This window comes from Planctomycetota bacterium, from assembly GCA_035384565.1.
GTDB lineage: Bacteria > Planctomycetota > PUPC01 > DSUN01 > DSUN01 > DAOOIT01.
Map to the genome: position 1 here is coordinate 26,012 of DAOOIT010000033.1, position 12,962 is coordinate 38,973.

Genomic DNA, 12,962 nt, shown 5'->3' on the forward strand with positions numbered 1-12,962 from the left:
AGCGTTCCTTTCAACTGGAAGGGGGCAGGCGTTTCTTGAGCTTCTGTGGGATTGCGGGCGACTGGGCGAGAGTCCGCACGAGGGCGGCTGCCCGCTCGATTTCGCGGTTGCGCGCGTCCACCACCGCGCCCACGATCCGCTCGCGCAGACGCCCGGCCGCGCGGCCGAGGGCCGCCGCCGTGGCCAGCCGCACCAGCGTCTCGAGGAGGATGCCGTGCTCGTTTGCGGTGAGCTGGCGGTCGGTGGCTTCGCGGTGGAGGAGTTCTTCGGCCAGTGCGGCGGCGCGCGGGGCCATGGCACTGCCCGCTGCGACCAGCACATCGGCCAGCACGCGCACCGTGGGCAGGTAGTCGCGGCGGAGGGCGATCGCCTCGGCGATGGCCTCGCGACGCGCGAGCGGCAGGTCGGGCAAGGTGCCCAGATCGCGCAGGGCCTGGAGCAGGAGATCGGTGTTGCCCGGCCCGAGCTGGAGCGAGCCGTCGGCGATCTCGCGCCAGGTGCGAATCAGGCGTTCGACCGCCCTCTCGTGGGGCACGCCGCTCGAGGTCAGCGCGATGTTGCGCAAGCCGGCGAGCACGCCGGGCACCAGCTCGGTGTAGGCAGACACCTCGCCGCCGAGGGCGTAGACCACCTCGTCCTTCTTCGTGCCCAGGCTCTTGGCCTCGATGTCCGGCAGATCGCGGTCGAGAATGCGGCCGAAGAAATCGAGCAACTCCACCTTGAGCGCCGGCTCCACGCGCGGGCTGAGGCACAAGCGGCCGAGCCCGTCCAGGGCCGCGTGAGCCATGCCCTTCTCCAGGATCAGCGAGCGCAGGGTGGCGGCGGCCGTGGCCACGACCTCTCTGGCGGCGGCCGGGCCGGAGCACATCTGGCCCAGGGTGCGGGCGAGCACGGCCCGGTCGGGAAACCCGCTGCCGAGCTGCCGAATCACGACGGAGACGGCCCGGGCCACCTGGGCGGCCTCGCGCGGGCGCAACCGAGCCGCGAGCTCGCCGAGCACCCGCGCCGCGGCCAGGCGGGAGGCGGGCCGCTCGCCCCGCTGGACCATCTCGAGGAGCGGCGGGAGCGCCGGGGCGCCCAGCTTGGCGACCATGGCCTCGATGGCGGCCAGGATGCCCGGGCTGGCGTACTCCTGAAGCGAACGCAACAGCTCGGCTGCCAGCGCCCTGCGCGTGGACGAGGGGAGCGCGGGGTCGGCCGCGGCCAGGGAATTGATCACGGCGAGGCGCGCGGCCCGGTGCCCGCGGCGGAGCGCGTCGAGCAGCAGGAGGCCGATCCGAGCCTTGACGGCGGGCGGCGTCTTCGGGCGGCCCCCCAGAATGTCGAGCAGGCGCACGAGGGCCTCCTGCGCCGCCTCGGGCGCGCCGAGGAGGCGCTCGGCCACCGCCGGCACCACCGGGTCGCCCGTCTTGCCCAGAGCGTTGAGAATCTGGAGGCACTCGACGCTCGGGTCAGCGCTGGCCTCGATCTCGGCGATGCCCTGCGCGACCGCGCGGTCGCGGGCCTCGGCCGTGGAGGCCAGCTCGATGGCGGCGGCCACCAGGGGACGACGGACGCGGTGGTCGGCGATGGAGGCCAGCTCGTGCTCGAGGGTCCGCGAGACGCCCTCGGGGTTGGCCTCGCCGAGGAGAAGCAGCACGCGGCGGACCTCGGGGCCGAGCTCCTCGGCGGCGTCGCGGAGCTGCGTGAGCAGCACGTGGACCAGCTCCTGGCAGCCGCGCGCATCGCGGGCCACAGAGCGGCAGGCGCCCTCGATGCCGCGGATGAGCAGGCGGCGAACGTCCACCGACGTCTCGTATCGGAGGGTGCCTGCGATGAGCCGCAGGAGCACGCCCAGCTCGGTGTCGGCCGCGGTGCGGAAGCGACGGCCGAGGCGCTGGGCCGCCGATTGCCGCTGCCGCTCGTTGCCCTCGGCCAGGAAGCGGGCGTCCTCGGCCACCTCGGGGGCCAGGCCCAGCGAGGCGAGGGCCTGCGCCGCCTCGCTGCGGACCTCGGCCTCCCGGTCCATCAGCGCGGCGGCGAACAGCGCCATCTTCTCGCGGTCCGAGGCGGGCGAGAGCGCCAGGCGGCGGATCGCGGTGACCTTCTCCTTCGGGTCCGCGCTCGTGCGCAGAGTCAGCTCCAACTCGGCGATGTCGCGGCGGGTGAACAGATCGTGAATCTCGCTGGGATGGAGCACCTGCCCGCGCGGCGTGAGGGCAGGCAACTGGGCGGCCTCCGGCTCCTCGGGTGCGCCTTGCTCGGCCAGCAGTTCCTCCTCCAGGGCGATCGTCTTCCAGCCCCCGGCCTCGCACACGACGAACGACCCCGGAAGCTGCTCGCCGGGCAGGGCTAGCGACTTGAGCGAGTCCGTGTCGAGCGACGCCGTGGCCTCGAACAGCCGGGGGTGCAGCACGACGTGCTGAAGTGCAGGCGAATCCCGCAGACACTCGATGGCTGCCGCCGTGAGGTCCACCTTGTGCGCCAGCAGCGCCGCCAGACGCACGGCCAAGCGGTCGCTCAGCCCGAAGCGCTCCTTGTAGAAATCTTTGGCTCCGCGCATCCCGGTCGGCATGGCTACTCCTCCGTCCCGATGGTACTAGGGAGTGCAGGGGGAGTCAAGGCGAGACAGCGGCGCGATTTGACGCAGGGCCTCTGCCCGAGTACCCTCTGTGAACATGCTAAGTCGGGAGCCTGGCCACATTCGGAAGGGGCGACGAACCAGATGAGCGCGTTTCCACGCACCAGCGTCGGCGGGGTGTCCATTTCGCGGCTGATTGTCGGCACGAATTGGTTCCTGGGCTATTCGCACACGAGCGCGGCCAAGGACCGCTTCATCCGGGAGTTCATGACCCGCGAGCGGGTGGCCGACATCCTCACCGTGTTCCTCGAGCACGGGGTGGACGCGGTGATGGGGATGCCGGTGCCCATGCTCAGCGGCGCCATCGAGGACGCCCAGTACCGCACGGGCCGCAAGATGCACCTGATCCTCACGCCCACGTTCAACATCCGCCCCGGCGGGCCGCCCGAGCAGGAGCCCGCCCCGGTCTTCGACCGCTGCAAGGAGCTGGGCGCGACCTTCTGCTTCCCGCACTCGTCGCTGGTGGACTGCCTGGTGGATCGCCTGCACCGCACGATCCGCGGCTACGACGGCTACGCGCGGCTGATCCGCGAGCGGGGCATGATCCCCGGCCTCTCCACCCATCTGCCCGAGAGCGTCGTCATCGCCGATCAGACGGGCGCCGACGTGGAGACCTACATCCAGATCTACAACTCGGCCGGCTTCCTGATGACCATCGAGGCCGACTGGTGCATGCGCATCATCCACAACGCCAAGAAGCCCGTGATGACCATCAAGCCGCTGGCGGCGGGCCGCCTCCTGCCGCCCGTGGGGCTCGCCTTCGTGTGGAACACCATCCGCGACCAGGACATGGTCACCATCGGCACCACCACGGCCGACGAGGCGCGCGAGGCGATCGAGCTTTCGATGGGCTTCCTCGAGCGCCGGAAGCCCAACGTCGAGCTCCAGACGACCCGCAGCAAGAAGGGGCTCGAGTGATCCCATGAAGTGCTTCGTCACGGGCGCCGCGGGGTTCATCGGCTCGCACCTGTGCCGCCGGCTGCTCGCCGAGGGCGCGGAGGTGGTGGGCATTGATTCGTTCACCGATTACTATCCGCGCCCGGTCAAGGAGGCCCGCGTGGCCACGCTGGCCGACCAACCCGGCTTCACCTTCGTGGAGGGCGACGTGCTGACGGCCGACCTCGACGAACTGGCGACCGGCTCCGACTTCATCTTCCACCAGGCCGCCCAGGCCGGCGTGCGCGCGAGCTGGGGCCAAACCTTTAAAATCTACACCAACAACAACGTGCTCGCCACCCAGCGAATGCTCGAGTGCGCCCGCCGCGTCAGGCCGAGGAAGTTCGTCTATGCCTCCTCGTCGTCCGTCTACGGCGAGGGCCGCGAGCGCCCGACGAAGGAGAACGACCCGAAGGTGCCACTCTCGCCGTACGGCGTGACGAAACTCGCCGGCGAACACCTGTGCCACCTCTACGAGCACAACTTCGGCGTGCCGACCATCTCGCTCCGCTACTTCACCGTCTACGGCCCGCTCGGGCGGCCCGACATGTCGATCTGGAAGTTCACCCTCGCCATGCTTCGCGGCGAGGAACTGACGGTCTACGGCGACGGCGAGCAATCGCGCGGCTTCACCTACATCAGCGACGTGGTCGAGGCCAACCTGCTGGCCGCCCGCTCGAAGCTCAGCGACACCGCGTTCAACGTCGGCGGCGCCAGCACCGTCACCGTGAACCAGCTCATCCGCCAGATCGAGCGCATCCTGGGCAAGAAGGCCCGTGTCCGCCACGAAGAGTTTGCCAAGGGCGACGCCCGCCACACCGAGGCCGACATGAGCCGCACCCGCAAGCTCCTCGGCCTCACGGCCCGCACGCCCCTCTCGAAGGGCCTGCCGCCGACCATCCAATCCATCCGCGATTTCTACGGCCTCTGAGACAGGAGCCGCCATGCTCTCCGACCGCGTGAGGCACATTGACGCCTCGGGCATTCGCAAGGTCTTCGACCTCGCGGCCACGATGAAGGACCCCATCAACCTGAGCATCGGCCAGCCCGACTTCGACGTGCCCGAGCCGATCAAGCTCGCGGCCATCGAGGCCATCCGCGCCGGCCACAACCGCTACACCCAGACCCAGGGTATCCCCGAGCTGCACGCGGCCATCCGCAAGATGCTCAAGGAACGGAAGCAGTTCGAGCCCGAGGCCACGCTCATCACCTCGGCTGTCTCGGGCGGCCTGCTGCTCGCCTTCCTCGCCACGCTCAACCCCGGCGACGAGGTGATCATCCCCGACCCCTACTTCGTGATGTACAAGCACCTGGCCACCCTGTGCGGCGCGAAGGTGGTGTTCCTGGACACGTATCCCGACTTCCGCCTGCGCCGCGAGGCCCTCGAGCCCCTACTCACCGACCGCACGAAGATGATCGTGGTCAACAGCCCGTGCAACCCCACGGGCGCTGTCTACACGGCCGACGAGCTGCGCATGGTCGCCGACCTCGCGCGGCCTCGCGACATTCTGGTGGTGTCGGATGAGACCTACGAGGCGTTCGTCTATGACGAGCCCTACACTTCGATGGCCAGTATCTATCCGCCCACGCTGCTCCTGAGCGGCTTCTCGAAGACCTACGCAATGACCGGCTGGCGCCTCGGCTACGCGGCGGGGCCAGGCGAACTCATCTCGGCGATGACCAAGCTCCAGCAATACACCTTCGTGTGCGCCCCCTCGTTCGCCCAGCGCGCGGGGCTCACCGCCCTCGACTACGACGTGTCGGACCTGATGGCCGCCTACCATCGCCGCCGCGACCTGATCTATGGCGGCCTGCGCGACGCCGGCTACGAGGTGCAGAAGCCCGGTGGCTCCTTCTACATCTTCCCCCGCGTGCCCTGGGGCAGCGACATGGAGTTCGTCGAGGCGGCCATCCGGCACAACCTGCTCATCATCCCGGGCAGCGTCTTCTCCGAACGCAAGACCCACTTCCGCATCGCCTTCCCCGTCGCCGACGCCACCATCCGGCGCGGCATCGAAGTGCTTCAACGCCTCGTGAAGCGTTAGCGACCTGAGGGCACCTTCCTGGCAGAAAGGTGCCCCCAGGCCCCGTCCAAGGACTCTCGAGTTGGTGCGAGCGTTGCGTGAGGCACGCAACGCTCGCACCAACCAGGGAGTCTTTGGGAAGGTGGGGCTGTGGGGGAGGAAGCCCTTCCTGCCAGAAAGGGTTTCCTCCCCCATACGACTACTTGGCGGGGTCGTCCACGATCTTGGCTTTGAGGCGGCCGAAGATGGCGATGATGCGGTAGAGGTTCTCGGCGCCGCCCTGGGCGAACTTGATGTGGGTGGGGTCAGCGAGGTCCTGGTTCAGCGTGGGGTCCATCGCGATCCAGTCGCCGACCCACACCTCGGGCCAGGCGTGGTAGTAGAGGCCCTCGCCGCGCTCGATGGCGGTGACGCCTGCCACCTCGCGGGCGGGGATGCCGGCGGCGCGAGCCAGCGCGACGAAGAGCACCGTGTGCTCGGTGCAATCGCCCTCGCGGGTCTTGAGCACCTCGGCCGCATTGGAGAGGGCGGCGGTGCCGACCTTGCGGATGTTGGCGTAGACCCAGGCGTTGATCTTCTTCGCGGCGGCGTAGGCGTCGCGCTCGTCGCCCACGATCTGGGCGGCGAGGGCCTGGATGGCCGGCTCCTCGCTCTGCACGAACACGGTTGGCGCAAGGTCCGTGGCGAATTTCGCTTTGTCCACCGGCAGCTTGGCCAGCTTGTCGGGCGGCACAGGTTGGGCCGTCACCTCCACGAGCCGCGAGCCGTCGGGCCCCTGGCTCCAGCGCTGGCGGCCATCCGTGAGCATCAGCTCGGGGTCTTCGACGCCCGTGAGCTGGAAGCGCAGCTTGCGCAACGTGGCCAGATCGCGCGGGGGCGGGTCCAGCTTCACGCAGCCCACGCGCACTAGGTCGGCGGAATACTGCACATCCTTGGCCTGCTTCTCGGTCTCGAGGCGCAGAATGAAGGTCTCGCCTACCTTCTGCTCGAGCACCACACCGCGCCCGTCCACTACCACGTCGCCATCCATGCCCAGCTTGGGCACGCGGTTCTCCATGACGGCCACTTGGGTGGGCACGCCGTTGAAGACGATCTGCTTGCGCTCCTTGAGGGTGATGGTGCCCTCGAACTCGGCGAGCATGAGGGGTTCGAGCATGGAGAAGGAAACCTTGTCGCCCACCTTGGCGTCGGAGGCGGCCAGGCGTTCGGCGGCGGCCCAGTCGCGCAGGCTCTCCTTGGGTTTGGGCAGCTCCTTGGGCGGCGAGGCCAGGCCGGCCATGGTCATGGTGATCACGGCCTTGTCGGGGTGGACGACGGCGGTGGCCTGGGCCTCGGTGGTGTCGGTCTTCATGCGGCAGGCGACCTCGTGCAATTCCCCCGAACGGAGATAGGTGCGGGTCTGGAAGACTCGCACGTCCTGCTTCTGCCCGAGCGCGACGAGCTTCAAACGCATCTTGAGGTCCACGACCACGGCGTCCTGCTCGCCGACCTTGCCCTCCTTGCATTCGATGAGCGCGTAGCCGGACTTCGTGCCGTCCACGTAGACGCCATACCAGTGGCTCTCGCCGAGGTGCCGCTTGACGAGGGCGTCGAAGTCAGTGTCGGTGGCGCCGGCGAAGGCGTTCGCGGCGAGGGCGGCGAAGATGGGGAGGGCGACACGGCGGCGGTAGTTCATGGGGTTCGTGTCTCCAGGTCAGGCGTTGTCGAGGGCATCGAGACGCGAGAGCACGGCGCGCAACAGGTCGGGCGCCGGCGCGAGAAAGCGCTCGGCGATGGCTCGCGGCGAGCCGGCATAGGCTTCGAAACGGAACGTGAGCAACGGCTCGGTCACCGAACAGCGGGCGAGGGCCCAGCCGTCGGGGTAGGCGATGCGGACGCCATCGAGCCGGAGCACATCCCCGGTGGCGGCCGCGGCGAGTTGCTCGAGGCGCTGCGGCCCGTCGGCGGCCTTGTAGCGCACGCGAATGTCGGGCGTGATGGCGTAGTGGGGCAGGGCGTTGACGAGGGCCGAGACGGGGCGCTCGCTCTGTCTGGCCAGTTCGGCGAGCCGGAGGACGGAGTAGAGGCCGTCGTCGCCGCCCTCCAGTTCGCGGTAGAAGAAATGGCCGCTCACCTCGCCGCCGAAGCGGGCGTTCTCGGCGATCATGCGGGTCTTGATGAAAGTGTGGCCCGAGCGCTCGAGCAGAGGGACCGCGCCGCAGGCGGCCACCACGTCGGCCACGGCCTTCGAGCACTTGAGGTCGAGCACGACCCTGTCCGCAGAACGGGCTTCAGCCCGTATCTTCTCCGCCTCGCCATCGGACGCGCGCGGCCTGAAGGCCGCACTGCGAGCGGGGTCGAGAACGTGTTGGGCCAGGAGCATGATGCTCTGGTCGCCGGTGAGGGCTCGGCCGGCGTCGTCCACCACGGCCACGCGGTCGCCGTCCCCGTCGAGGGCCACTCCGAGGGCGGCGCCGGCGCGCGGCACGGCGTCGCAGAGGGCCGACAGGTGCTCGGGCACGCTGGGGTTGGGCGCTCGGTTAGGGAAGGTGCCGTCGGGCGTGCAGAACAGCTCGACGACGCGGTAGCCGAGGCGCCGCAACACACGGGGGGCGAGGGCCGAATAGGTGCCGTTGCCGCAGTCGAGCACGAGTTTCAGCCTGCCGCCGGGCGCGGCCGAGGCGCAGAGCCACTCGATGTAATCGGCTTCGAACGACTGCACCGTCACGCTGCCGCAGCCGGCCGCGAAGCGGCGCGCGGCCAGGGTCTGCTCGACGCGGCCCATCTGCTCGAGCGTGATGGGCAATGGGCCGAGCATGAGCTTGAGGCCATTATCGCCGGCCGGGTTGTGCGAGGCGGTGACGATGGCGAGGCCGTCGGGGCGCAGGCGCCGGGCGGCGAAGTAGGCGAGGGGGGTGGGGGCGATGCCGAGGTCGGTGACGCGGCAGCCGGCGGCAGTGAGGCCCTCGATGAGCGCGGCCTGGAGCGTTGGGGTGCTCGTGCGCACGTCGCCTGCGACGAGAACGCTGGGCCGGTCGGCCTGCCCGCGGAGCACGGTGCCGACGGCGCGGCCGAGGTCGGCATAGAGCGGCTCGGCGAGTTCGGTGGGGTAGGCCCCTCGGATGTCGCAGGCCTTGAAAATGCTCATGCCGGTTGGGGCGGCTCGGCGCTCCCCTCGGCGGGCCTGGCCGGGGCCGAAGGCGTGGCGCGGCCGGCGCCGTTGTAGTCTTCGCGCTCGAGCTCGCCGCCGGCCAGAAGCGTGTCCACTTCGCTGCCGTCGAGCGACTCGTACTTGAGGAGAGCGGCGACGACGCGCTCGGCGGCCTCGCGCTGGCCGCTGAGGATCTCGCGGGCGTGGTTGTGACATTGGTCAATGATGGAGCGGATTTCGCGGTCAATGGCCACGGCGGTGGCCTCGCTGACGCTCTGCACGCGGGTGATCTCGCGGCCGAGGAAGAGGTGCTCCTCGTTCTCGGTGTAGGAGACGGTGCCGAGGCTGTCGCTCATGCCCCATCGGCAGACCATCATGCGGGCCAGCTCGGTGGCGCGCTCGAAGTCGTTCTGGGCGCCCGAGGTGATGTCGTCGCAGAAGATCTCTTCGGCGGCGCGGCCGCCGAGCAGCGAGGTGATCTCGCTGAGGATGCGCCGGCGCGGCATGATATAGCGATCCTTGTCGGGCAGGTACATGGTAGCGCCCAGAGCCATGCCGCGGGCGACGATGGCCACCTTGTGGATCGGCTCGACGTCGGGGAGGGCCTTGGAGACGACGGCGTGGCCGGTCTCGTGGTAGGCGGTGAGGCGCTTCTCCTCCTCGGCGATGACGCGGCTCTTCTTCTCGGGGCCCCAGAGCACCTTGTCGCGTGCCTCCTCGAGCTCGGCCATCGTGATGGCGGGCAGGTCGCGCCGCACGGCGAGCAGGGCGGCCTCGTTGAGCAGGTTCTCGAGGTCCGCGCCCGAGAAGTACGGGGTGCCGCGCGCGATCACCTTGAGGTCCACGCCGTCGGCCAGCTTCATGCGGCGGGCGTGCACGCGGAGGATGGCCTCGCGGCCTTTGACGTCGGGCAGGTCCACCACGATGCGGCGGTCGAAGCGCCCGGGGCGCAGGAGGGCGGGGTCGAGCACGTCGGGGCGATTGGTTGCGGCCACCACGATGACGCCGAGGTCGGAGTCGAAGCCGTCCATCTCGACCAGGATGGCGTTGAGGGTCTGCTCGCGCTCATCGTGCCCGCCGCCCAGGCCGGTGCCGCGGCGACGGCCGACGGCGTCAATCTCGTCGAGGAAGATGATGCAGGGGGCGTGGTCCTTGGCCTGCTTGAAGAGGTCGCGGACGCGCGAGGCGCCGACTCCGACGAACATTTCGACGAAGTCGGAGCCGCTGATGGAGAAGAAGGGGCGGCCGGCCTCGCCGGCGATGGCGCGGGCGAGGAGGGTCTTGCCGGTGCCGGGCGGCCCCACGAGCAGCACGCCGCGCGGCACGCGGCCGCCCAGGCGGCGGAACTTCTCGGGGCTGCGCAGGAACTCGATGATTTCGATCACCTCGTCGCGCGCCTCGTCAATGCCGGCCACGTCGTCGAAGGTGGTCTTGGTCTGCTCGGGGTTGGCGGTGCGCGCGCGGGCGCGGCCGAAGCTCAGGACGCCCGAGCCCGCGTTGCGGAGCTGGCGGATGAACATGTAGTAGAGGAGGGCGAGGATGAGGATCCAGGGCAGCATGCCGACGAGGTTGGTGACGAGCAGGCTCTGCTCGCCATAGGAGATGCGCACCCGCTCGGCCTCGGGCAGCGCAGGTTTGCCGGGCGGCTGGTTGTGCTCGTCCACCGCCTTTTGAAGGTATTCGATGACCTGGGGGCTGACGGTGATCTCGAACTTCTCGCTGGGGAAGACGCCCTGCGGGGCGCCCTCGCGCGGCGTGACGTAGAGCGTGGTGCCGTGGACGAGGAGGCTGCGGACGTTGCCCGCGCGGACCGCGTTGAGGACCTCGTCGAACGAGGGTTCCTGGCGGCCGCTGCGTCCCATGCGGCTGGGGGCGAGGCTGACCACGAGGATCACGCCGCCGATGAGCAGGAGCCAGATGAGCAGGCCGCGCGAGCGCCGAGGGGCCAGCCCCTCGTCCTCATCGCCGGCGCGGCGCGGGGGTCGGTTGCGCGGGTTATCCGCCACTGGCCTTGGCCTCCGGGGGTTGGTGTGGCCAGTGTTCGAAGGCGAGCGCGGCCACGCGGCGGGCCAGCTCGCGCACCAGCTCGTCGCGCCCGTCGCGCGGGGTCTGGCCCAGGTTCAGGCTGAATTCGACCCGCTCCACGATGCGGCGGGCCTGGAAGAAGGGGACGTTCTTGCGGGTATCGAACATCTCGACGTTGACGGAGAGCAGGTTGCGCATCTCCATCCGCTCGCCGTAGCGCTTGCGGCGCAGGGCGTGGCGCTCGAAGCTCTCGATTTCGCCGTCAATCTCGAGGTCGGCCTCGCCGGGGCGCGCGACGCGCAGGTTGGTGCGGGCGCAGATTTCGTGGATCAGGGCCTCGGTGAACTCGAAGTCGAGGTTGCGCTCGAGGGTCTTGTTGCGGAAGGTGTTGACGGAGAAGGTGCGGATGTGCTCGGGGAGCTCGAACTTCGTCTTGTAGCCGCAGCCGGCCAGGGGGAGCAGAAGGAGAATGAGGCGCGGAACGCGGGCTCGGCGGGGGGTCATCGGGCGGCCTCCTCGGGCCGGGCCTCTTCCACCAGGCGCTTGACCAGCGCGAGAATGCGCTCGGCGCGCTCGGAGTACTCCGAGTCGGGGTAGCGCGCCATGACGGCTTTCATGTAGCGCGTGCCGCCCTCGATGCTGAAGCGCTCGAAATAGAAGAGCCCCGAGTCGTAGTCGGCCAGGGCCATGGTGTCGCGCAGGCTGCGGGCGTACTGGGCGACTCGCTCGTTGCCGGACATGCGTGCGAGGTCCTCCATGTCGCGGCGCGCGGCCTCGGCGGGGGCGAGGTCGTAGGGCGGTCCCTCGGTGAGGCGCTGGTTGGCGGTGGCGCGGCGCACGCGCGCCCGGATGACGAGCGGGCTGTTCGGGTACTGGCGCAGGAGGCGGTCGTAGGCGTCGTGCGCGGCCTGGTAGTCCTCGGCGCGGTAGTGGGCCTCACCGATCTCGTAGAGTGCGCGGTCGGCGAGCGGGCCGAAGGGGGCGTGCTCGATAATGCGCTCGAAGGCCTTGACGCCCTCTTCGCGCCGGCTGACGCGGAAGAACAGGACGTAGGCGTGGCTGACGGTGAGGGCCTTGGCGATGTCGAACTCGCGCTGGAGCACGGCGGAGCGGTGCTTGGTCTGGGGGTGGGCCTCGAGCAGCTTCTCGCATTCCTGGTAGGCGCGCGGCCAGTTGCGCTGCGCCATGTGCGAGTCGATGACCACGAGGCGGGCGTCCACTGCGAGGGGCGAGGTGGGGCTTCGGCGGAGGAGGCGTTGGGCCAGGGAGCGGGCGTGGGAGTAGTTCTTGCGGTCGTAGGCCCGCTTGGCCTCGGCGAGCGTTTGCTCGGGGGTCTGGCGCGCGGCCCAGGGACCGCCGCAGCCGGCCGCCAGCAGGAGGGCGGCGCCGGCCAGGCCGCGGGCGAATCGCGCCGCCAGGCGGAGGCCGCATGGGCGGGCGGGGGTGTGCAACGGTCGTCTCCTTGCGCTCATGGCCGCCTCTCGTCGGGGGCGCCTGGCGGCTCCTAGCTCCACCACACGCGGAGGCGAAGCTCCTCGATGCGCCCGGCGATGGCCTGCTGAAGCTCGTGTCCCTGGCGGAGCAGGGCTTCGCCCTCGCTGGGGGGCAGGGCGCGGCGCCGGAGCAGAGCGCCCAAGGCATTGAGGCTGGCGCCCAGGGCAGCCAGGGCTCGCTTGCAGCAGACGATGTTGCCGCAGAGCCAGCCGCGCTCGTAGCCTAGGCCGTGGCCGTCGGCGAGGCGGGCCTGCGCATCGGCGGCCGCGTCGGCGGCCAGGCGGCCATCCTCATCCTCACCACCGTCGTCCTGGGCCGCACCCGACGGGGCAACGCCCAGGAACTGGGCCAGCGCCCGCGCGTAGTCCTTCGCCAGGCGGAAGACGGGGACGCTCTCGATGTCCTCCTCGGACTCCTCGCCGCGGGCCTCGCACTCCTCACACCCCTCGGGGCAGGAGGCGCCGAGGATGGCCTCGGGGAGGGCCCAATGCATCTCCCGGCCGATGATCTGGTCGCGCTGGGGGTGGTCGCCGAGGGTCTCGGAGAGCTCGCGGTATTTCGCGAGGAGAACGTCCTGGCGAGTGAGGAACGCCTCCCAGTCTTCCTCGCCCCAGTCGTCCCGCGCCATGCCGTCGCGGGGGTCGTCGGGGGAGGAGGGGTCCCAGGCTTCGTCGCGGTCATTTCTCACGGCCACGCCTGCCACACGTGGGGAGGGGCAACGCCACCGCCTCAT

Annotated in this window: 10 protein-coding genes; 3 read left to right on the top strand and 7 right to left on the bottom strand. The window is 70.1% G+C overall.

The features are described from left to right. Positions 1-10 precede the first annotated feature (10 nt). On the bottom strand, positions 11-2,554 hold the full coding sequence (locus PLE19_13425) for a hypothetical protein (protein HPD15948.1): 2,544 nt from the start codon (positions 2,552-2,554) through the stop codon (positions 11-13). Positions 2,555-2,704: 150 nt separating this feature from the next. Between PLE19_13425 and PLE19_13430 the strand changes: the two genes are divergently transcribed. Genes PLE19_13430 through PLE19_13440 form a run of 3 tightly spaced genes read left to right on the top strand, consistent with a single transcriptional unit; the run spans position 2,705 to position 5,601 of the window. Next, a complete protein-coding gene (locus tag PLE19_13430) occupies positions 2,705-3,538 on the top strand; it encodes a hypothetical protein (protein HPD15949.1) in 834 nt (277 codons plus the stop codon). Positions 3,539-3,542: 4 nt separating this feature from the next. Further along, complete coding sequence (locus PLE19_13435; protein HPD15950.1) at positions 3,543-4,487, top strand: NAD-dependent epimerase/dehydratase family protein; 945 nt, start codon at positions 3,543-3,545, stop codon at positions 4,485-4,487. A gap of 13 nt (positions 4,488-4,500) precedes the next feature. Next, complete coding sequence (locus tag PLE19_13440; GenBank protein HPD15951.1) at positions 4,501-5,601, top strand: pyridoxal phosphate-dependent aminotransferase; 1,101 nt, start codon at positions 4,501-4,503, stop codon at positions 5,599-5,601. A gap of 178 nt (positions 5,602-5,779) precedes the next feature. Here PLE19_13440 and PLE19_13445 read toward each other — a convergent pair whose 3' ends face one another. The 6 genes from PLE19_13445 to PLE19_13470 are packed head-to-tail and all read right to left on the bottom strand — an operon-like array spanning position 5,780 to position 12,917. Further along, the gene (locus PLE19_13445) at positions 5,780-7,255 is read right to left on the bottom strand and encodes a transglutaminase-like domain-containing protein (protein HPD15952.1); all 1,476 of its coding nucleotides are present in this window, start codon (positions 7,253-7,255) and stop codon (positions 5,780-5,782) included. An 18-nt stretch (positions 7,256-7,273) separates the two neighbouring features. Then, a complete protein-coding gene (locus PLE19_13450) occupies positions 7,274-8,707 on the bottom strand; it encodes a phosphomannomutase/phosphoglucomutase (protein HPD15953.1) in 1,434 nt (477 codons plus the stop codon). After that, positions 8,704-10,716, bottom strand: a complete 2,013-nt coding sequence (gene ftsH, locus PLE19_13455) for an ATP-dependent zinc metalloprotease FtsH (GenBank protein ID HPD15954.1) — start codon at positions 10,714-10,716, stop codon at positions 8,704-8,706. Before ftsH ends, PLE19_13450 begins: the two co-directional genes overlap by 4 nt. Further along, positions 10,706-11,239, bottom strand: coding sequence for an LPS assembly lipoprotein LptE (gene lptE, locus PLE19_13460; GenBank protein ID HPD15955.1), 534 nt, complete (start codon positions 11,237-11,239; stop codon positions 10,706-10,708). The genes ftsH and lptE overlap by 11 nt, the downstream gene beginning before the upstream one ends. Next, on the bottom strand, positions 11,236-12,186 hold the full coding sequence (bamD, locus tag PLE19_13465) for an outer membrane protein assembly factor BamD (protein HPD15956.1): 951 nt from the start codon (positions 12,184-12,186) through the stop codon (positions 11,236-11,238). Before bamD ends, lptE begins: the two co-directional genes overlap by 4 nt. A 53-nt stretch (positions 12,187-12,239) precedes the next feature. Further along, the gene (locus PLE19_13470) at positions 12,240-12,917 is read right to left on the bottom strand and encodes a hypothetical protein (protein HPD15957.1); all 678 of its coding nucleotides are present in this window, start codon (positions 12,915-12,917) and stop codon (positions 12,240-12,242) included. Positions 12,918-12,962 lie beyond the last annotated feature (45 nt).